Below are 20693 nucleotides of genomic sequence, written 5' to 3'. Positions count from 1 at the left end.
TGGATGCATGACAATGTAGACACCGTGTGGTGGCGACGGGTCCAAGCCGCGGAAAGTCAGATGGGCTTGGACCACATCAGGTCCGCCACCTGATCGACATCCTCGTCATCAACCCGAACGCGACACCCGGCGGGTTCAGGGGGCGAGGACCAGGTCGGCCAGGAGCCGGTCGAGGGTCGGCGCGTCCACACCACCGGGAAAGCCGCGCAGTAGCGCGCCGCCCCGGGCCACCAGCACCACGGCCGGCGGCTCGCGGACCGCGTACGACCGCCAGAAGCGCTGCTCCGTGTCGACCAGGACGGGGTAGCCGACCCGATGTGTACGCAGGTAGTCCTGCACGTCCTCGGCGGTGTCCTCGCCGACCACCCCGACGAAGGCGACCCGGCCGGCGTGGTTGCGGGCCAGGTCACTCAACGCGTCCTGGCGCTGCGCGCAGGTGGTGCACCAGGAGCTGAAGAAGCTGAGCACCACCGGCCGGTCGGCCCACAGGTCGGCGACCGCCAACGGGGTGCCGTCAGTGAGCGGGCCGGTGATGGCCGGCGCCGGTGGGGAGTCGGCCGGGGCCGGGCGCAGCGCGAGGTCGCTCGGGGTCGGGCCGGGCAGCGCGGCGGCTCCCCCGGCCACCGGCGGCGCCGCGACCGGCTCGTCACTACACGCGGCGACCGGAAGGATGGTGACGACCGCCAGCACGGCGGCCACCGACCCCCGTGCCACGCGTCCGAACCGGGCCGGGTGTGCCGACCCGCCCGCCGGGTTCGACCCGGCCGTGTCGACGGTGGACGGTGCGGGCGCGGTCACGAGGGCACCACCGCGACAAGTGCCGGGCCCTCGCTGTCGTCGCGGGTCAGTTCGATCGGGGTGCGGTCGTCCACCACCAGCCGGTAGCCGTCCCGGGTGGCCACCTCGACCGGCACGGCGAACTCGCAGTAGGTCGGGATCCGCTCCACCTCAAGGTCCTCCTCGAAGGTCCGCACCGAGGTCCCCGGCGGCAGTTCACCCTCGGCCAGCACCTCGCCGGCCGGGTCCAGCAGCCGGAACGGGGCGCGGTTGTGGAAGTGGGTGTAGGGGCCGGTGCCGGCGCAGTCCACCCCCTCGGGACGGATGTTGATGTCGCGCACCAGCACCCGCACCGTCAGCGCCGACCGGGTCTCCTCGTCACCTGCGCAGCCGGCCAGTGCCGGCACACCGGCGAGCAGCGCGCAGAGCAGCAGGTGGCGCGGGTGTGGCATCGGACCTCCCGGGAAGCCTGCGCACGCTGGCATGGATCATCCGGCTCGTCGGCGGCGGGCACCACCCCGGGCGGTGCGACGCGCACCGGCCCGGGGCGGGTCCGCCGGGTCAGGACTTCTCGACGCGGCACTGCCGGGTGACGGTCTTCGTCGGGTCGCTCTCCGAGGTGGCGGTGAGCTTGACGAAGCCGGTGTCCGCCGCGGCGGCGGTGGCCCCGACCGACACCTTCACGGTGGTGCGGCCCTGGAACGTGGCGGTCGCCAGCTCGTTCGGCAGCTCGGCCCGCCAGCCGCGGCCGGCGACGGTCGCCGACAGCCGGTAGACGTCGGACTTGAGGTAGCCGGTGACGTCCTCCGGGTGCTGCTGGCCGCCGGCCGACCAGGTGCCGGTGTTGGTGAGGTCGAAGGAGCAGGTCACGCCCCGGTTGGTCGGCCTGCTGTTGGGGGTGGTCACGGTGCCGGCCGACAGCGCCACGCCTTGGGTGCTGGGACCGCCGGCGCCGTCCAGCGACCGCACCGCCACCGTGTACGACAGCACGCCGTCGCGGTCCCGCCTGAGGTCGAGGACGTAGAAGTGCAGCCGGTTGGCCTCGTCGACGTACTCGTACTCGCTGCCGGAGCCGGTGCCGGCGTGGAACAACGCGTCCGAGAGCTGCCGGTAGTCGCCCATGGTGATCTTCTGCGGGGTGCCGTCCGGCCGATAGAAGTCGATCATGTCGATGTCCTGCGGGTTGGCGTCGACCACCCACACGAACGGCGCGCTGTCGGCGTTCTTGGTCTTGCTGAGCAGTACGCCGCTGTCCGGGGTGAACGAGTCGGCGCCCATCCGGTCGACGACCTCGAGGGTGTAGTTGTTGAAGTTGCCGCCGTCGCAGAGCGGGTCGGTGCCGGTGTTGCAGGCCGGCGAGAGATCCTCGTTCAGCGCGATGTTGATGCCGGTCAGGCCGTTCGGGCCGGCGTCGACCGCTCGGGAGGTGACCGGGGCGACCACCATCCCGGAGGAGGCCAGCGCCTCGCGGGAGAGCCGCAGCAGGTGCTCCTCACCGAGCAGACCGATCTTGATCTTGTCGCGGACCATGTGCAGGGACCCCATCGATCCGCCGTTCACCGGCGGGATCTGCCATCGGGTGTGCGGGCCACCCGGCCCGTTGAACGAGCCGCGCGACATCATTCCCCAGATCCCGGTGTACGAGCGGCGCAACGGCGTGCCGTACGGGTTGTTGTAGTTGTCCCCGATCGACAGCAGGTGGCTCAACTCGTGGGCGTAGACGCCCATCCCGGAGCTCTCCGCCTGGGTGGACGAGCCGCCGCCGGCGTTCGGCCAGATCGTCGCCGCGGCCTTCCAGGACGTCCACTCGACGTACCGGGTCCGGGCGTAGTTGGGCAGGTTGGGGTCGGGCGGTCCCCAGGCATCCGGCACGTCCTCCTTGTTCTGGAACATCATCTGGCCGAACTCCTGCCAGGTGGATGACTCGTCCTGGCCGGCGGAGAGGATGAAGACCAGCTCGTACGAGTCGGCCACCTCGTCGCCGACCGCCGCCCGCCAGGCGCCCAGCCCGTCGGTGCGGATGTTGCGGGCGCACTGCTCGCCGGCGGGGCAGGCGCCGGGGTTGAAGCCGTTGTCGATGCCGTACTGGTAGGACTTCGCCGGCATCTCGTACGGGCCGAAGCCGGTCAGGTCCACCCCGTACCGGCCGTTCGAGTCCTGCATCCAGTATTCGTGCAGCGTGTGGCCCCTGTTCAGGTCGTTCGGGGTGTTCAGGAAGTCGGTGTAGAACTGGGCCACCTGGGCGCGCGGGATGTTGGCCGCGGTCGCCTGCGGGTTGCCGAACACCGTGGACCGGGCCCGTTGGGTGACCACGAACGGTTGGTCCGGGTAGTCGAGGGTGACAAGGGCGATGTCGAAGTTGCGTTCCGAGCCGGTCACCGCCGGGTCGGCCCAGTTCCGGTTCGGCACCGGCACGTAGTCGTCCCAGGTCATCGTGTCCGGGTTCTGCCAGTACTGCGGGTCCAGGACCTGGAACGGCCCGCCCCCGCCGGCCGGGTTGCCGGGCGCGGCGGCGGCCGGCGCGGCGGCCAGCGAGGCGATCAGCGCGGTCGCGACGGCGGCGCCCAGCGCCGCGCGCCGCACCGGATGTCTGGCGGTCAGCAGGTGCATCGAGTCACCTCTCGTGGGGGTGGGTGCGGTCACGCCGGTCGTCGTGATCACGCGGTGCTGAATCTATGAGCCGGGTGAGGGGCCGGTCACCGTGCAGATGTCGGCAGGTCGTCCGGTGCCTTCCGACACCTGCAGGACCCCCCGCAGCGCCCGTGCCAGCCCGGCCCGCAGGGCAGCCTGACCGGCCGGCGGCAGCGGCCCGCGCGGCGGCCGGCACGGTCCGCCGTACCGCCCGGACAGTTCCATCGCGAGCTTGGTGAGCTGGCTGGACTCGGGCCGCGAATCCCAGTCCAGCACCGGATGCAGCGCCGCGTAGAGCGGCAACGCGGCGGCCAGGTCCCGGCCGGCGCAGAGTCGGTAGAGCCGCAGGGCCGCGCCGGGCAGCGCGTTCGGCAGCGCGCCGATCCAGCCGGTGGCACCGCAGACCAGCAGTTCCAGCAGCAGGTCACCGGCGCCGGCGAGCACGTCGACGTGCGGGCTCAGGTCGCGGATGCGGTGCAGGCGGCGGACGTCGCCGCTGAGTTCCCGGACCGCCACCAGGCCGTCGGTCTCGGCGACCACGGCCAGCAGCTCCGGGGTGAGGTCGGTCCGCCCGCCGGCCGGACTGTTGTCGGCCACCACCGGCAGCCCGACGGCGGCCACCTCGCGGTAGTGCGCGACCACCTCGGCGGCCCCGGCCGGGTAACCGGTCGGCGGGGGTGCGAGCACCGCCGGGGCGCCACTGGCCGCCGCCTGCTCGGCCCGGTGCCGGGCCTGCCTGGCGCCGTACCCGCCGATGCCCGGCACCACCGCGAACCCGGTGGGGGCGGCGGCCGTGGCGGCGCGCACCACGTCGGCCCGTTCGCCGTCGGTCAGGCTCTGGTATTCGCCCAGGTCGGCGCCGGGTACGACGCCGTCGCAGCCGGCGTCGGCCAGCCACCGGACCTGCTCCTGCAGCCGGTCGAGGTCGACGCCGAGGTCGGACCGGAACGGGGTGGGGAGCGCGACCAGGACGCCCTGCCAGGGCCGGCGGACGGTCACCCGGGAAATCCCTTCCATCGTCGCGTGGGGATACTCGGCCACGGTAGGCACCGCGGACCGCCCGGTCATCGGACAACTGCAGCAAGCCCGCCCGCCGGATCGGAACGTCTGTCGGTAGCTCGGCCCCGCCCCTTGCGCGCCGGCCGCCGACATCGCAGGGTAATAGCGGGACGACCTGGGGGGACATGCACGCGGAGCTGCAACGCATCGTCGACACGGTGGCGGCGCGGGTCGGCCGGCCGGCGCTGATCGAGGACCGGCGGCAGCGGGTGGTGGTCTACAGCGAGCACACCGGACTGATGGACGACGTGCGACGCACCTCCATCCTGCGCCGACAGACCACTCCGGAGGTCATCGCCTGGTTCCGGTCCGTCGGCATCATGAAGGCCCGGGAGCCGGTACGCACCCAGGCGTGCCCGGAGTTGGACCTGCTCCCCCGGGTCTGCGTGCCGGTCTGGCATCAGGACCTGCTGCTCGGCTTCGTCTGGTTCATCGACGCGGACGGTGCGATGACCGACGCGGACCTGGCCACCGTCACCGAGGCGACCGCCGACCTGTCACTGGCGCTGTACCGGGAGAACCTGCTCGGCGAGTTGGCCTCGCAGCGGGAGGCAGAGGCGGCCCGTACCCTGCTCGCGGAGAACGCCGAGGCGCGCGACCAGGCGGTACGGTCGCTGCTCGCCGACGGCGCGGTCGCCGCCGACGGGCCGAGCACGGCGCTCGTCGCGCAGCTGGTGCCCGCCCGCGGCCAGGTCCTCGACGAGGTGGCCCGGATCGCCCTGGAACACTCCCTGGTGGCCACCCGGCGGTGGATCGGCGCCCGGGAGGCGCTGCACCTGGTCCGGCACGACCACGGTGTGCTGCTGCTGCGGTCCGGCGGGTTGGCGGGCCGGGCCACACCCGACGCTGTCGCCGGCCGGCTCAGTCAGGCCCTGCAGGACGCCACCCGAGGGCTGGCCACGGTGCTGCGGACCGTGGTGGGGGTGGGCGCCGCCCGGCCGCGGCTGGCCGATGCCGTGCACTCCTGCGAGGAGGCGGTGCGGTCGGCCCGGGTGGGGGTCCAGCTTCCGGCGCTCGGCCGGGTGATCAGCTGGGCCAACCTCGGCATCTACCGGGTGCTGTCCAGCATGGACGGCCGGCATCTGGATCTCGCCGGGGTCCATCCCGGGCTGGAACGGCTGCTGCGCGACGACACCAACCAGGTGCTGTTGGAGACGCTTGAGGCGTACCTCGACCTGGCCGGCAACGCGCACGCCACCGCCGAGCAGCTCCGCCTGCACCGGACCACGCTCTACTACCGGCTGCAACGCGTCGAGCAGCTCGCCGACACCGACCTCAAGGACGGCAACGAACGCCTCTGCCTACACCTGGCTCTGAAACTCGCCCGCCTGACCGGCCACTACCGCCCGGACAGCTGACTCAGCAGTGGCGCTACCGCTTGACGGACCGGAGGAAGCCGCGCCATCGGGCGGGGGCGAAGGTGAGCGTGGGGCCGCTCTGGTCCTTGGAGTCCCGGACGAGCACCCGGTCGGGGAGGTTGTCGGCGACCTCGACGCAGGCTCCCGCGTTGCTACCGCTGCGCGTGCTCTTGCGCCAGTTTGGCTTGCTGCTCATGCTCATCGATCATCCTCAGCATCAGATTTCTGGACGCCTCACAGGGTAGCGCCCGCGCGCAGACGTCCTCCCAGGCGATCATCGCGTGCCGCACCTCGCGGATCCGGATGCCAATCTTCCCCTCGACTAGGTCGTCGAGATAGACGACCGGGGTTCCATTGGGCATCGACGCGATCACGAACGCCCCGGTGAGGCCCGCGTGGAGCCCGGCTCCGAACGGGACCACCCGGATCCGCACGTTCGGCCGGTGGCCGATGTCCACCAGGTGTTCGAGTTGGTCTTTCATGATCGTCGGATCGCCGTGCCGCAACGCGGCCTCGCCGAGGATCGCGGTCATTTCGACCGGATCGGACCGCTCCAGTGTGACGGCCTGCCGCTTCATCCGGATCTGCACGGCCTCCTCTATCTGGTCAGGAGTGTGCGGGCCAGCCTCGATGACGGCCCGGGCGTACGCCTCGGTCTGGAGCAGGCCGGGCACCAGCGAGTGCTCGAACCAACGGAGAAGGTGCGCGCGTTCCTCGTTCTCGCGCCACGGACGTAGCCAGGGGGCGACGGCTTCACCTCGGGCGTCCTTCGCGGTGCGGGTCAATTCGCCGTCGGCGCCGAGAAGCGCGTCGATCGCGTCGGCGACGGGTTCCGGGGGGACCGAGCGACCGGTTTCGTAATGGCCGATCTGAGAGCCGCTCATGTGCACCGCCGCGCCGACGGCATCCTGCGAGAGGCCCCGCTGCATCCGCAGCGCGCGAAGTAGATGGCGGAATTCATTCTGGTCACCCAACTCGATCCCTCCCAAGGACGTGGGACGCCAGTACCACCGGTCCATCCTCCGGGAGTTGTTTCGTCGAATCCAGGGTGGAGGGAGCTATTAGTGTCGCTAATCCAATGGCGGAAACGAGTGTTCCCCGGACGACTCCTCAGTCGACCAGGCGGCGACCGCCCAGCGTGCTCTCCCGGGCCACCAGGCGGAACGGCGGCGCCACGTCGGCCGGCGGGCTGATAGGCCGGCCCTCGATCCGGGCCACCAGCGAACGCACCGCCAGCCGGCCGATCTGCTCCTTGTCCGGCGCGATGGTGGTGAGCGTGGGGTTGCTGAACCGGCCCTCCTCGATGTCGTCGATGCCGATCACCGCTATCTGCTCGGGCACCCGCAGGCCGGCCTCGGCGATCGCCCGCAGGGCGCCGATCGCGACCAGGTCGTTGTAGCCGAAGACCGCGTCCGGCGGCCGGTCCCGGGCGAGCAGGTCACGCAGGGCCAACAGACCGTCGCGCCGGCCGAACTGGGCGGTGGTGGCGACAAGCGCCGGGTCGAACGGCAGCCCGGCGGCCTCCAACGCCTCGCGGTAGCCGCGCAGCCGCAGATGCGCCGACTGCCGGTGATCGCCGGCCTGGACGCCCTCCCGGGCGCCGGCATGAACACCATCCCGGTCGCCGGACCGGGCGCCCTCTGGGTCGCCGAACTGCGCACCGACGAAGGCGATCCGGCGGCGGCCGAGGGAGACCAGATGCCGTACCGCGACGTGGCTGGCGGCGATGTTGTCGATGGCGATGTGGTCGTACGGGACGTCGTAGACGCCCTCGCCGATCAGCACCAGGGGCGTGTCGCTGGTGCGGGCCAGCACGTCCTCGCGGCTGAGCCGGACCGGACTGAAGATCAGGCCGTCGATGGTCCGCCGGTGTGACCCGCCGGCGAGCGCCAGCTCCGCCGCCCGGTCGGCGGCGGTGTCCTCCATGACCAGGGTGTAGCCGAGCCGGGTGGCCTCCCGCATCGCGGCCCCGGCCAGCTCGGCGAAGTACGGGTTGTTCAGCTCGGGGATGGCCAGCGCGATAATGCCGGTGCGGCCCCGGCGCAGGTGCCGGGCGCTGAGGTTCGGGGCGTAGCCCAGCTCGTCGATGGCCTGCTGGACCCGCCGCCGGGTCTGCTCGCCGACCGGCCGGTAGCCGTTCACCACATTGGAGACGGTGGCCAGCGAGACGCCGGCCCGCTCGGCGATCTCCTTCAGGTTGACGCCCACCCGCGCCGCCCTCCTCGCCTCGATCCAGCCCCGGTCGCGCCTCGTCGGACCCGGCGACCAGTATCCCGCACCGGCTGCGGCACATCGACGATCAACCATTGACGCGCGCTCGCCGGGCGCTCTATAACGTTATACATCCGGTCGACCCCGGACTCCGCCCCGTCCCCGACGGAGGACGAAACATGACCCCACCCCACCACCGCCCGCCGGTCACCACCGCCGCCCGCGCTCTGACCCGCGCCGCCACCTCGAACCGCACCGCCGTGTCCCCGCTGCGCACCGCGACCGCCTACCTCGCGGCCGCCGTGATGCTCGCCGCCACCGCCCTCGCCGCCGTGCTCGTCGGCCCGCTGGCGCGTCCACAACCCGCACAGGCCGCGCCCGCCAAGACGCCGCCGCTGACCACCCCGTGGACCGCGCAGGCGCTGGCCGGCACCCCCCTGCCCGAATACCCGCGTCCACAGATGACCCGACCCGACTGGCGCAACCTCAACGGCGAATGGCAGCTGCGCCAGTCGGCCACCGACGACCCGCCGCAGTTCGGCGTCAACCTGCCCGAACGGATCAACGTGCCGTTCCCGGTCGAGTCCGCCCTGTCCGGCGTCATGCGGGCCGCCAACGACAACCGCCACTACCTGACCTACCGGCGTACCTTCACCGTCCCGGCGGGCTGGGCCGGACGCCGGGTGCAGCTGCACTTCGGCGCCGTCGACTGGCGCACCACGGTCTGGGTCAACGGCCGCCAGGTCGGCGCGCACACCGGCGGCTACGACGCCTTCACCTTCGACATCACCGGCCAGCTCAACGGTGCGACGAACGAGCTGGTCGTGCAGGTGTGGGACCCGACCGACAGCCGGCAGCACGGCAGCCTGCCGCCGATCGGCAAGCAGACCAAGACCCCGGGCGGCATCTTCTACACCCCCAGCTCCGGCATCTGGCAGACGGTCTGGCTGGAGCCCACCCCGGCCGCCTCGATCAGCAGCGTGGACGTCTACCCGAACCTGGCCACCAACACCCTGCGGGTCCGGGTCTTCACCCGCGGTGCCGTCGCCGGGCACAGCGTCCGCGCCGAGGCGCTCAACGGCAGCACCGTGGTCGGCTCGGCCACCGGCGGCTTCACCGACTTCTCCGTACCCGTGCCGAACGCCCGCCGGTGGTCGCCGGACGACCCCTTCCTCTACAACTTACGAATCACGCTGCGCAACGCCGCTGGCGCGCAGGTGGACCGGACCACCCACTACTTCGGGATGCGGGAGATCAGCACCGGAATCATCAACGGGGTACGGCGTCCGATGCTCAACGGGCAGTTCGTCTTCCAGGTCGGCACCCTGGACCAAGGCTACTGGCCGGACGGCCTCTACACCGCCCCCACCGACGCGGCGCTCGCCTTCGACCTGCAGAAACACAAGGACCTCGGGTTCAACATGGTGCGCAAGCACATCAAGGTCGAACCGCAGCGCTGGTTCTACCACGCCGACCGGCTCGGCCTGCTCGTCTGGCAGGACATCCCGTCGATGACCGCGCAGGAGATCGACGCCACCGACGCCCAGCAGGCGCAGTTCGAGGCGGAGGCGCGGGAGATCGTCGACGAGCACCGCAGCTCACCGGCGGTGGTCGCCTACGTGGTCTACAACGAGGGCTGGGGCGAGCGGGCGCTGGCCGACACCCGGCGGGTCGGCCAGAACGTCAAGAACCAGGACCCGACCCGGCTGGTGAACACGCACAGCGGCCACAACTGCTGCCAGTCCCTGGGCGACCCCGGCAACGGCGACATCGACGACTGGCACCGCTACGTCGGGCCGGACTCACCGGCACCGTCGAGCAACCGGATCGCGGTGCTCGGCGAGTACGGCGGCCTCGGCCTGCGCTCACCCGGACACGAGTACAGCCCGAACGGCGCCTTCAACGCCTACGAGTGGCAGCCGAACTCCGCCGCCCTCACCGACCGGTACGTCGGGCTCGTCCAGGGCAGCCAGAACCTGATGCTCGGGCACGGACTGAGCGCCTCGGTCTACACCGAGATCACCGACCTGGAGGGCGAACTGAACGGCTTCCTCACCTACGACCGGCAGGTGGTCAAGATGGACCAGGCCCGGGTCCGGGCCGCCAACCAGGCGCTGATCGCCGCGTCGCGGTCGCTCGGACCGGCGAACCCGGTGGCCCTGCCGGTCGGCGCCCGCCAGTCGCTGCGGGTCACCACGCCCGGCTACACCGACCGCTACCTGCGACACCGGGAGAGCCTCGCCTACACCGACGTGGTCACCTCGGCCAGCCCGGCGCTGCTGCGCGAGGACGCGACCTACACCATCCGGCCCGGCCTGGCCGACGCCGGCTGCTACTCGTTCGAGTCGGTGAACTTCCCCGGGCAGTACCTGCGGCACTACGAGTCCCGGGTCCGCAACTCCCCGCTGGACGGCTCGGCGCTGACCCGCGCCGACGCGACCTGGTGCGCCCGGACCGGGCTGACCGGTTCCGGGGTGTCGCTGGAGTCGTACAACTTCCGGGGTTCCTTCCTGCGGCACTACGCCGCGGAGGTCTGGCTCAGCGACGGCGCGGGCGGGGCGGCGTACAACGCGCCGACGTCCTGGACCGCGGACAGCACCTGGGCGACAACCGCGCCCTTGGCGCCGTGAAAAGCGGTGCCGGCGCCGCTGGACGGCGCCGGCACCGCTTTCTCATCACGATCGAACAAGATCTTCGTAGCTGGTCGGTTTACTCCCCCGAAATGCGGTTGGACGACCATGGGAGCGATCGACTGATGTTCGACTACGACGGACGAACCGGCTATGAGCCGATCAACGACACCGACCGGAAGGAGTTCCACGAGCAGGGCTACCTACTGCTGCGGCGGGTCCTCACCGAGCCGCACCGGGCGGCGCTGGAGGCCGCCGTGGACCGGATCCACGACCGGATGGCCGCCACCGGCAACACCGCCGCGGACGGCACCCTGCACCTGCTGGGCTTCCTGGGACGCGACGACCTCTTCGGTGACCTGCTCACCCACCCGATCGCGTTCCCGTACGTCTGGGGACTGGCCGGCTGGAACGTCTACAGCCACCACAACCACCTGGACGTGACGCCACCGGCAGCCGAGCCGGAGCGACCCTACTGGGGCTGGCACCAGGACGGCTACCGGCAGAACTCCGACCCGGAGACGATGGATCCCGACCTGCCCCGCCCGATGTTCTCACTGAAGGTCGCCTACGTGCTGTCGGATCTGTCGGTGACCGGGCGCGGAGCGACGAAGGTCATCCCCGGCAGCCACCTGCGCAACAGCCTTCCCCGGCCGGCCGACGTGACGGTGCCCCAGCCGGACCCGGAGGGCACGGTGGAGATCACCGCGGAGCCCGGGGACGCGTTCGTCTTCGACCGGCGGCTGTGGCACTCCCGGTCCACCAACCTCTCCACGGTCACCCGCAAGATGCTCTTCGTGGGCTACACCTACCGGTGGATCCGACCGCTCGACGAACCGCACATCGACCGGACCGGAGCCTGGTGGGCCAACCGCACACCGGTGCAACGGCAACTGCTGGGCGACGGCACGCACACCGCCAACTACTGGGGGGTCAACTGGGACGGATACGTCGACGACGACATCCCGCTGCGGGCCGCACTCAAGCGCCGCGGGCTGCTCGACCGAGGCATTCCGTGGCTGCGCTGAGGCGGCCCCGGCGGCTACCCTCTGCCACGTGGCGAAGGGACTGACCGCCACAAGACGGCACTGCGGTATCACTGTCGGTGAGCGATTGGCGGGCTATGAACGGACGGATACTGGTCGCTGAGGACAACCCCAAGCAGGCCAACCTGGTGCGCCTCTACCTCGAACGCGAGGGGCACGACGTGCTGGTGGTAGACAACGGACGGGCCGCGCTCGACCAGTGCCGCGCCCGTCGACCCGATCTGGTGATCCTCGACGTGATGATGCCGGTGCTCAACGGTCTGGACGTGTGTCGGATCCTGCGGGCCGAGTCCGATGTCCCACTGCTGCTGCTCACCGCCCGTACCACCGAGGACGACGTCCTCCTCGGCCTCGACACCGGGGCCGACGACTACATCACCAAGCCGTACAGCCCCCGGGAACTGGCCGCGCGGGTCCGGTCGCTGCTGCGCCGGTCCGGGGTGCTGGCCGCCGGCGGCCAGGCCGTGCTGCGGGCCGGCGACCTGGAGGTCGACCCCGGTCGGTTCGAGGTGCGGGTGGCCGGCCGCCCGGTGGTCCTGACGGCCAAAGAATTCGGCATCCTGGAAGTACTGGCCGGTGAGCCTGGCCGGGTCTTCACCAGGGCGCAGATCATCGACCGGGCGTTCGGCTTCGACCATCTCGTCCTGGAACGCACGGTCGACGCCCATGTCATGAACCTCCGCCGCAAGATCGAGACTGACCCCGGCTCGCCGGGCCGGGTCCAGACGGTGTTCGGCCGCGGCTATCGGCTCGTCGCGGTCGGGCCGTCGGACCCGACGCCGCCCGCAGTCGCCGCGCCGACCCCGCCGCCGCCGCGGCCGCCGGCGTGAGCTTCCGGCTGCGGGTCCTGCTGCTGGTCGTCGCCGTCGCGGTGACCGCGACCGGGGCGACCGCCTGGCTGACGCTCAGTCAGGCGTCCCGGCAGTTCGCCGCATCGGCGACGGTCGACGAGGCACAGATCGAGATGGTCGGCTCCCGGCTCCGCGAATACGGCGAACGGCACGGCACCTGGGAGGGCGTCCCGGCCGTAGTGAACGAACTGTACGAACAGACCGGTCAGCGCCTGCACCTGGTCTCCGAGTCCGGGGTCGTGATCGTGGACACCGACACCCTGCAGCAACGCGACACCCGGCCGCTCGGCAGCGCGACCACCTTCGTCGATCCGCGCCCGCAGCTCGCCCTGCCCGGCGGGCTGGCCGACGCCGCCGCGATCACCACGAAGGCGATAGTCGACTACCGGGTCGAGGTCCGACTCGCCGCCTGCCTGACCCGCCACGGGCTTGACGTCACCGTCTCGCCGGGCCCGTTCGGCGTACCGCGTTTCTCTCCCGGCGTCGGGTCCGACATTTCCGTCGACGCAGATCCGGTGGACCGCTGCCGACAGGAGTCGGGCACCTCGGGCGATGAGGTCGAGTCGGCCGTAGCCCGGGTCGACCGGTGCGCCGCGGCGATCAGGGCGGGACCGGTCATCGCCACTCCGCCCGAGCTGGGGCGGACCGACCTCGGAGCCGCCGAGGTCCTGAACCAATGCCTGTCCCAGGCGTTCACCGACGAGATCGGCGACGTCGCGCCCGTACCGGCGCAGGTCTTCCTCGGCACCCGGGGCGAGCCGGCGTTCAGCCTCTCCACCGGTCCCCTGTTGGCCGCGGCCAGCGGGGTGGCGGCCGTGGTCATCGTCGGCACCGTGCTGCTCAGCCATCGGGTGCTGCGGCCGATCGGCACCCTGACCGCTGCCGCCCACCGGCTCGGCCGAGGCGACCTGGCCAGCCGGGTCCCCGTCCGGGGCACCGACGAGCTCGCCGAGCTCGGCCGCTCCTTCAACCGGATGGCCGACTCGCTGCGGCGCGGCGAGGAGCGGCAACGGCGGATGGTCGCCGACGTCGCACACGAGTTGCGGACCCCCCTGGCCAACCTGCGCGGATATCTGGAGGCGCTCGCCGACGGCGTGGTCGCCCCCACCCCCGAGCTGTTCGCCTCGCTGCACGAGGAGGCGGTCCTGCAGCAACGGATCGTCGACGACCTGCAGGAGCTCGCCCTGGCCGAGTCCGGGCGGCTCGCCTACCACCGGGGCCGGGTGGATCTGGCCGACCTGCTGGAGAACTGCCGGACCGCGCACCAGGCGATGGCGGCGACCGCCGGCGTGACCCTGACCGTGGTCGCCGACCGGCCGGGCCCATCCGGGTACGCCGACCCGGACCGGCTCCGCCAGGTGCTCGGCAACCTGATCACCAATGCGCTGCGGGCCACACCGCCGGGCGGCACGGTGTCGCTGGCCACCGAACCGGCCGGCGACGGCGCCGTGATCCGGGTGACCGACACCGGGGTGGGCATCGACGAGGCGGCCCTCCCGTACATCTTCGACCGGTTCTGGCGGGCGGACGGGGCGCGCGGACGGCGGACCGGTGGCGGCGGGCTGGGGCTGGCCATCGCCCGGCAGATCATCACCGACCACGGCGGCACGATCACCGCGACCAGCCGGCCCGGAGCCGGCACGGCCTTCACCATCACCCTGCCGGCAGCCGGCGGACCCGACCATCCTCCGGTGCCCGGGTCATAACCCCGGCCGACCGATCCGCGTTGCACAATGGTCGGGTATCGCGACCACGGAAGCGCAGGCGGCGAAATGGCCACCCAGGACACCGAACGGTTCACGAGCACGACACCGCCGGCCACCGCCACGGTGGCCGAGCAGTTCACGCCCCTGCTGCGGGCGACGCTGGGCGACCGGCCGCCGGTCCAGTTCGCCTTCTGGGACGGCAGTTCCGTCGGCCCGCCGGACGGTCCGGGCGCCGTCGTGGTCCGGTCGGCCCGGGCGCTGCGGCGGATGTTCTGGTCCCCCGGTGAACTCGGCCTCGGCCGGGCCTACGTCGCCGGCGACCTCGACCTGACCGGCGATGCGTTCGAGGTGCTCCGCGCACTGCAGACCGCCGCGCCGCGTGACGCCCGGCTCGGGCTCGGCGCGGCCTGGACCGCGCTGCGGGTGGCCGGCCGGCTCGGGGCGCTCGGTCCGCCGCTGCCGCCCCCGGCAGAGGAGGCCCGGCGGCACGGCCGGCTGCACTCCCTGCGCCGCGACGCCCGGGCGATCAGCCACCACTACGACGTCGGCAACGACTTCTACCGGCTGCTGCTCGGCCCGAGCCTGACCTACTCCTGCGCCCGGTTCCCCGACGACGACGTCGGCCTGGCCGAGGCGCAGCGGTCCAAACACGAGCTGATCTGCCACAAGCTCGGGCTCGACGAGCGTGGCGGCGCCCGGCTGCTCGATGTCGGCTGCGGCTGGGGATCGCTTGCCCTGCACGCGGCGGCGGCGCACGGCGTCGAGGTGGTCGGCGTCACGATCAGCCGGCAGCAGGCCGAGCTGGCCCGGGAGCGGGTCCGCGCGGCCGGGCTGGCCGACCGGGTGGAGATCCGGTTGCAGGACTACCGCGAGCTGGCCGGCGAGACCTTCGACGCGATCAGCTCGGTCGGCATGTTCGAACACGTCGGCGCCCGACGGATCGGCGCCTACTTCGAGATCCTGCGTGGGCTGCTGCGGCCAACCGGTCGGCTGCTCAACCACGCCATCTCCTCGGTCGGCGGCTCCCGGGTCGGATCGCGCACCTTCATCGGACGGTACGTCTTCCCGGACGGGGAGCTGATCGACGTCGGGGAGGTGGTGCTGGCGATGCAGCGCGCCGGCTTCGAGGTACGCGACGTGGAGGCGCTGCGCGAGCACTACGCCCGGACGCTGCGCGAGTGGTCGGCGAACCTGGCGGGCGGTTGGGACCGCGCCGTCGAGCTGGTCGGCGAGACGCGGGCCCGGATCTGGCGGCTGTATCTGGCCGCCTCCCGGGTCGGCTTCACCGACGGCGGTATCTCCGTGCACCAGGTGCTGGGTGTGGTGCCCCGTCCGGACGGCTCGGCCGCGATGCCGGCCACCCGACGGTCCTGGCCCTGACCCGGCCGCGCCGAACCGGCTTGACCTACAGCGCACTCCAGGTTCTACCGTCTCGCCGGGAGGTAGACGATGAGCATGGAGGTCACCGCGTGGGTATCCCTGCACCACGCGATGAACGCCCGGGACGAGCGACCACTGTCCCGCCAGACATTCAAACGGATCGCCCGGTTCACCCGGCCGCACCGTACGCCGATCATGCTGTTCCTGGGGCTGAGTGTGGTGACGGCGGTGTTGACCGTCGCCGCGCCGGTGCTCGCCGGCCGGGTCGTCGACGCGATCGGGTCCGGGGCCGACCCCGGGGTGGTGGTCCGGCTGGCGGTGCTGATCGCGGTGATCGCACTCGCCGAGGCCGGACTCGGCCTGGTCACCCGCTATCTGTCGGCAAGCATCGGGGAAGGGCTTATCGTCGCCCTGCGGACGGCGGTCTTCGACCACGTGCAACGGATGCCGGTCGCGTTCTTCACCCGGACCCGCACGGGGGCGCTTGTCAGCCGGCTCAACAACGACGTCATCGGGGCGCAGCGGGCGTTCAGTGACACCCTGTCCGGAGTGGTCGGCAACGTCGTCACGCTGCTGCTGACCCTCGCGGTGATGCTCAGCATCTCGTGGCAGATCACCCTGCTGACCCTGTTGCTGTTGCCGGTCTTCGTGCTCCCGGCCCGCCGGATGGGCTCCCGGCTGGCCCGGCTGCAACGGGAGGCGGCCGAACACAACGCGGCGATGAGCAACCGGATGACCGAGCGGTTCTCGGCACCCGGCGCCACCCTGGTCAAGCTCTACGGTCGGCCGGCCGAGGAGTCCGCCGAGTTCGCCGCCCGGGCGCGCCGGGTCCGCGACATCGGCATCCGCACCGCGATGCTGCAGTGGGTCTTCATCACCGCGCTCACCGTCGTCGGCTCGCTGGCGCTGGCGCTGGTGTACGGGCTGGGCGGCTTCTACGCCCTGACCGGCCGGCTCGACGCCGGGGCGGTCGTCGCTCTGGCCCTGCTGCTGTCCCGCCTCTACGCGCCGCTGACCGCGCTGGCCAGCGCCCGGGTCGAGGTGATGAGTGCCCTGGTGAGCTTCGACCGGGTCTTCGAGATCCTCGACCTGGAGCCGCTGATCACCGACCGGGCCGGCGCCGGAGCACTGCCGGACGGACCGGTGGCGGTCGAGTTCGACGACGTCCGGTTCGGCTACCCGGCCGCCGACCGGGTGTCGCTGGCGTCGCTGGAGGACGTCGCGAAGCTCGACGACCGGGGCGGCGAGGAGGTTCTGCACGGCGTGTCGTTCCGGGCCGAGCCCGGCGAGATGGTCGCGCTGGTCGGCTCCTCCGGCGCCGGCAAGTCCACGATCGCGCAACTCCTGCCCCGGCTCTACGACGTGGACAGCGGTGCGGTCCGGCTCTCCGGTCGGGACGTACGCGAGCTGTCGGCCGAGTCGATCCGGTCCGCCCTCGGCGTGGTGACCCAGGACGGCCACCTGTTCCACGAGTCGATCCGGGCGAACCTGCTCTTCGCCCGGCCGGCGGCCACCGAACCGGAACTGTGGGAGGTGCTGCGCCGGGCCCGACTGGACGACCTGGTGGCCAGCCTGCCCGACGGCCTCGACACGGTGGTGGGCGAGCGGGGCTACCGGCTCTCCGGCGGGGAGCGGCAGCGACTCACCATCGCCCGGCTGCTGCTGGCCCGGCCCCGGGTGGTCATCCTGGACGAGGCAACCGCCCATCTCGACGCCACCTCCGAGGCCGCCGTGCAGGCCGCCCTCGGCGCGGCCCTGGCCGGCCGGACCAGCGTGGTCATCGCCCACCGGTTGTCCACCATCCGGGCCGCCGATCAGATCCTGGTGGTGGAGGACGGCCGCATCGTCGAGCGGGGGCGGCACGCCGAACTGCTCGCTGCCGGCGGTCGATACCGGGAGCTCTACCGCACCCAGTTCGCCCAGGAGGGACCAGGCCGGGAGGCGCCCGACCAGGCCGGACCCGACCGGGGCGGACCCGATCTGGTCGGATCCGCCCCGGGCGGCCGGTGAGTCGCCCCGGATCAGGTCAGGGGCCGACGTGTAGCAGCAGGTTGACGGTGTCGGAGGTGACCCAGTTCAGGGTGTCGGGGGTGGCCTCGGCGACGATCTCGTCCCGGACCTGTTGCGGGGTCCGGGACGGGTCGGCGCCCAGAATCAACGCGGCGGCGCCGGCCACGTGCGGCGCGGCCATCGAGGTGCCGCTGCGGTAGACCTGGTGGGTGTCGGAGCTGTGTCCGGCGGAGACCACGTTCAGACCCGGCGCGAAGAGGTCCACGCAGGGGCCTTCGTTCGAGCTCGGCCAGGTGCCGTCGTTGCTCTGCGAGGCGGCCACCGTGATCGCGGCCGGCGTCCGGGACGGGGTCTTCGCGCAGGCGTCGCCGTTGTCGTTGCCCGCCGAGAGAGCGTAGGTGATGCCCGAGGCGATCGAGTTGTTCACGGCGGTCTCCAGCGTGCCGGCCGGATCGGAGGAGACCTGGTAGCCGAGGCTGAGGTTGGCGACCGCCGGGTGCACGGCGTTGGCGGTGATCCAGTCGACGGCGGCCACCACCCGGTCCAGGCCGCCGGTGCCGATGCAGTCGAAGACCCGCACCGCGACCAGGGTGGCGAGCTTGGCCACCCCGTAGCTGGTGCCGCCGGCGGTGCCGGCGACGTGTGAACCGTGGCCGTGGCAGTCGTCGGCGGCGCCGCCGTCGACCAGGTCGACACCGTTCACCGCCCGGCCGCCGAAGTCCTGGTGGGTCATCCGGATGCCGGTGTCCACGATGTAGATGTGCACACCTTGGCCGGCGCTGCCCGGGTAGGTGTAGGAGCTGTCCAGCGGGAGGTCGAGCTGGTCGATCCGGTCGAGCCCCCAGGACGGCGGGTTGGGCTGGGTGTCGTCGAGCTGGACGGTCCGGTTCTGCTCGACGAGTTCGACCGCCGGGTCGGCCGCGATCCGGCGGGCCACGGCGGCGCTGGCCCGGACCGAGAAGCCGCGCAGGGCGGCGGTGTAGCGGTGGCCGATCGTGCCGCCGTAGCGGGCGGTCAGTGCGGTGGCGGCCCGGCCGACGTCGGCGCGGGCCGGGCCGGTGTCGCGCAGCACCACCAGGTAGCTGTCCGGGATCGCGGCGTCGGCCGGCGCGAGCCGCAGGCGCGCGGCGGCGGCGGTGGACCCGGTGTCGGGTCCGGACCGGGTCTCGGGTTCGGAGGTGGCGATGGCCGTCGACCCGGTGCTGGCGACCAGCACGGTCACGGCGGTGGCGAGTGTGGCGATTCGGCGCAGGACGGTGCGCGCAGGACGCATCCCCGTGTCTCCCCTCGGACCGGCGCCGCTGTGGTCCCCCGTGGACCCCGTTCCCGTGGGCGGAACCGATCGGTGAAAGGCTATGCGTTCCGCCTCGGGGGCGGCACCCGGAGCAGACCACGAATAGTGAGGCCGGCGACACACCGGTAAGGGCTTGCGTCCGGCGACGGCGGGCACCGGACATCGACAAGGATGGCTTGACAAAGCCATGGCGGGCCTTAACACTTCGACACATCCTCGAAACATCCTCATGAGCCGACCCCACCAGGTCGCGCGATGTGAGCGATAACATGGGAGTTCGCCGATGCGAAGCCGGACCGCGCTGGGGATGTCCATCCTGCTGGCGGCAGTTGCGGTGATCGTCACCGGCGGGCCGGCCCGGGCGGCCGCGCTGCCGACCGGCGCCCGATCGCTGGAATCGGTCAACTACCCGGGCCGGTACGTGCGACATCTCGACTTCGTCGGCCGGCTCGACGCGATCAGCTCGGCCAGCGGCGCGCAGGCCGCCCAGGACGCCACCTTCACGGTGGTGAACGGGCTGGCCTCGCCGACCTGCTATTCGCTGCAGACCCGGTCCGGACTCTTCCTGCGGCACCGGGACTGGCTGCTGCGGGTCGACGCCAACACCGGCGACCCGGGCTTCCGGGCCGACGCCACCTTCTGCCCGGTGGCCGGCTCGGTCGCCGGTTCGGTGTCACTCGTCTCGTACAACTATCCGCAGCACCGGATCCGGCACCGCGACTTCACCCTCCGGCTCGACCCGTACGCCGACACGGCGGCCTTCCGCGCGGACAGTTCGTTCCGGATCACCGCGCCGTGGGCGCCGAGCACGAACGTCGGGCCGGTGGTGCCGGGGCTGTTCGCCGACCCGCACCTGACCACCTTCGACGGCCGGTACTACCTCTACCCCACCACCGACGGGTACGCGGGCTGGAGCGGCACCTACTACAAGGCGTTCTCCTCCCCCGACCTGGTGAACTGGACCGACCACGGCGTGATCCTCGACCACGGACCGGACGTGTCGTGGGCCGACAATTCCGCGTGGGCGCCGGCGGTGACGACGCGGAACAACCGCTACTACCTCTACTTCAGCGGCGGATCGGCCACCGGTAACACCGCCAAGCAGCTCGGCGTGGCGGTGGCCGACTCGCCCACCGGACCGTTCCGGGATGCGCTCGGCCGGCCGCTGGTCAGCAGCGGCCAGTTCCCCGGCGGCCAGGCCATCGACCCGATGGTCTTCACCGACGACGACGGCCGGTCCTACCTCTACTGGGGGCAGGGGGTGGCCCGGATGGTCCCGCTGAACGCGGACCTGGTCTCGTACGACCCCGCACAGGTACGCACCATCACCCCGGCCGGCTACAACGAGGCCCCGTTCGTGTTCAAGCGGGCCGGCCGGTACTACCTGATGTGGTCGGAGAACGACACCCGCAGCGAGGACTACCGGGTCGCCTACGGGATCGCGACGTCACCGGCCGGCCCGTGGACGCGGCGCGGCGTCGTCCTGCAGAAGAACCTGGCGGCGGGTGTCCGCGGGCCGGGCCATCACTCCGTGGTGCGGGCGCCCGGCACCGACACCTGGTACATCGCCTACCACCGCTTCGCCATCCCGGCCGGCGACGGAACCAACCGCGAGCTCGCCATCGACCGGATGGAGTTCAACCCCGACGGCACCATCCGGGCGGTCGTCCCCACCCGGTGACCCGCGCCGTCGCACCGACCCGCCCGTCGCCCCGACCCGCCCGTCGCCCCGATCGCTGT

The 20693-nt window shown here is 72.0% G+C and carries 16 protein-coding genes; 8 read left to right on the top strand and 8 right to left on the bottom strand.

Annotated elements, in window-relative coordinates:
• Positions 1 to 135 precede the first annotated feature (135 nt).
• The 4 genes from O7627_RS15910 to O7627_RS15895 all read right to left on the bottom strand — a co-directional run bounded on the left by O7627_RS15910 (position 136) and on the right by O7627_RS15895 (position 4407).
• Positions 136 to 798, bottom strand: a complete 663-nt coding sequence (locus tag O7627_RS15910) for a TlpA disulfide reductase family protein (protein WP_278094292.1) — start codon at positions 796 to 798, stop codon at positions 136 to 138.
• On the bottom strand, positions 795 to 1229 hold the full coding sequence (locus tag O7627_RS15905) for a hypothetical protein (RefSeq protein WP_278094291.1): 435 nt from the start codon (positions 1227 to 1229) through the stop codon (positions 795 to 797). The genes O7627_RS15910 and O7627_RS15905 overlap by 4 nt, the downstream gene beginning before the upstream one ends.
• Before the next feature lie 109 nt (positions 1230 to 1338).
• Positions 1339 to 3387 carry a M6 family metalloprotease domain-containing protein gene (locus O7627_RS15900; protein WP_278094290.1) on the bottom strand — a complete coding sequence of 683 codons (2049 nt, stop codon included), beginning with the start codon at positions 3385 to 3387 and terminating at the stop codon, positions 1339 to 1341.
• Positions 3388 to 3450: 63 nt separating this feature from the next.
• Entirely contained in the window at positions 3451 to 4407 is a 957-nt protein-coding gene (locus O7627_RS15895; RefSeq protein ID WP_278094289.1) for a dihydrodipicolinate synthase family protein, read from the bottom strand.
• Between the two features lie 185 nt (positions 4408 to 4592).
• Here O7627_RS15895 and O7627_RS15890 point away from each other — a divergent pair, with 185 nt between their 5' ends.
• Positions 4593 to 5825, top strand: a complete 1233-nt coding sequence (locus O7627_RS15890) for a PucR family transcriptional regulator (RefSeq protein WP_278094288.1) — start codon at positions 4593 to 4595, stop codon at positions 5823 to 5825.
• A 13-nt stretch (positions 5826 to 5838) separates the two neighbouring features.
• Here O7627_RS15890 and O7627_RS15885 read toward each other — a convergent pair whose 3' ends face one another.
• The 3 genes from O7627_RS15885 to O7627_RS15875 all read right to left on the bottom strand — a co-directional run bounded on the left by O7627_RS15885 (position 5839) and on the right by O7627_RS15875 (position 8033).
• Positions 5839 to 6027 carry a DUF397 domain-containing protein gene (locus O7627_RS15885; protein ID WP_278094287.1) on the bottom strand — a complete coding sequence of 63 codons (189 nt, stop codon included), beginning with the start codon at positions 6025 to 6027 and terminating at the stop codon, positions 5839 to 5841.
• Positions 5978 to 6799 (bottom strand): helix-turn-helix transcriptional regulator, encoded by an 822-nt coding sequence (locus O7627_RS15880; protein ID WP_278094286.1) that lies wholly within the window; start codon positions 6797 to 6799, stop codon positions 5978 to 5980. Before O7627_RS15880 ends, O7627_RS15885 begins: the two co-directional genes overlap by 50 nt.
• A gap of 136 nt (positions 6800 to 6935) precedes the next feature.
• Positions 6936 to 8033 carry a LacI family DNA-binding transcriptional regulator gene (locus tag O7627_RS15875; RefSeq protein ID WP_278094285.1) on the bottom strand — a complete coding sequence of 366 codons (1098 nt, stop codon included), beginning with the start codon at positions 8031 to 8033 and terminating at the stop codon, positions 6936 to 6938.
• Positions 8034 to 8215: 182 nt separating this feature from the next.
• Here O7627_RS15875 and O7627_RS15870 point away from each other — a divergent pair, with 182 nt between their 5' ends.
• The 6 genes from O7627_RS15870 (at position 8216) to O7627_RS15845 (ending at position 17659) form a co-directional block, all read left to right on the top strand.
• Positions 8216 to 10666: an AbfB domain-containing protein gene (locus O7627_RS15870; RefSeq protein WP_278094284.1), complete on the top strand. Its 2451-nt coding sequence runs from the start codon at positions 8216 to 8218 to the stop codon at positions 10664 to 10666.
• A gap of 125 nt (positions 10667 to 10791) precedes the next feature.
• Positions 10792 to 11694: a phytanoyl-CoA dioxygenase family protein gene (locus tag O7627_RS15865; RefSeq protein WP_278094283.1), complete on the top strand. Its 903-nt coding sequence runs from the start codon at positions 10792 to 10794 to the stop codon at positions 11692 to 11694.
• A gap of 95 nt (positions 11695 to 11789) precedes the next feature.
• The gene (locus O7627_RS15860) at positions 11790 to 12542 is read left to right on the top strand and encodes a response regulator transcription factor (protein ID WP_278094282.1); all 753 of its coding nucleotides are present in this window, start codon (positions 11790 to 11792) and stop codon (positions 12540 to 12542) included.
• A complete protein-coding gene (locus tag O7627_RS15855) occupies positions 12539 to 14269 on the top strand; it encodes an ATP-binding protein (protein ID WP_278094281.1) in 1731 nt (576 codons plus the stop codon). The genes O7627_RS15860 and O7627_RS15855 overlap by 4 nt, the downstream gene beginning before the upstream one ends.
• 66 nt (positions 14270 to 14335) lie before the next feature.
• Positions 14336 to 15649, top strand: coding sequence for a class I SAM-dependent methyltransferase (locus O7627_RS15850; RefSeq protein ID WP_278094280.1), 1314 nt, complete (start codon positions 14336 to 14338; stop codon positions 15647 to 15649).
• A 111-nt stretch (positions 15650 to 15760) separates the two neighbouring features.
• Positions 15761 to 17659, top strand: coding sequence for an ABC transporter ATP-binding protein (locus O7627_RS15845; protein WP_278098296.1), 1899 nt, complete (start codon positions 15761 to 15763; stop codon positions 17657 to 17659).
• 16 nt (positions 17660 to 17675) lie between these two features.
• On the opposite strand, the gene O7627_RS15840 is transcribed toward O7627_RS15845, so the two are convergent.
• On the bottom strand, positions 17676 to 18932 hold the full coding sequence (locus O7627_RS15840) for a S8 family peptidase (protein WP_278094279.1): 1257 nt from the start codon (positions 18930 to 18932) through the stop codon (positions 17676 to 17678).
• A gap of 304 nt (positions 18933 to 19236) precedes the next feature.
• Here O7627_RS15840 and O7627_RS15835 point away from each other — a divergent pair, with 304 nt between their 5' ends.
• Positions 19237 to 20634: a family 43 glycosylhydrolase gene (locus O7627_RS15835; protein ID WP_278094278.1), complete on the top strand. Its 1398-nt coding sequence runs from the start codon at positions 19237 to 19239 to the stop codon at positions 20632 to 20634.
• Positions 20635 to 20693: the final 59 nt, after the last annotated feature.

It is taken from the genome of Solwaraspora sp. WMMD1047 (assembly GCF_029626155.1).
In the GTDB taxonomy this organism is placed as follows: domain Bacteria; phylum Actinomycetota; class Actinomycetes; order Mycobacteriales; family Micromonosporaceae; genus WMMD1047.
Note: the sequence above shows the minus strand (reverse complement) of the source record. Positions and strands in the feature narration are given on the sequence as shown.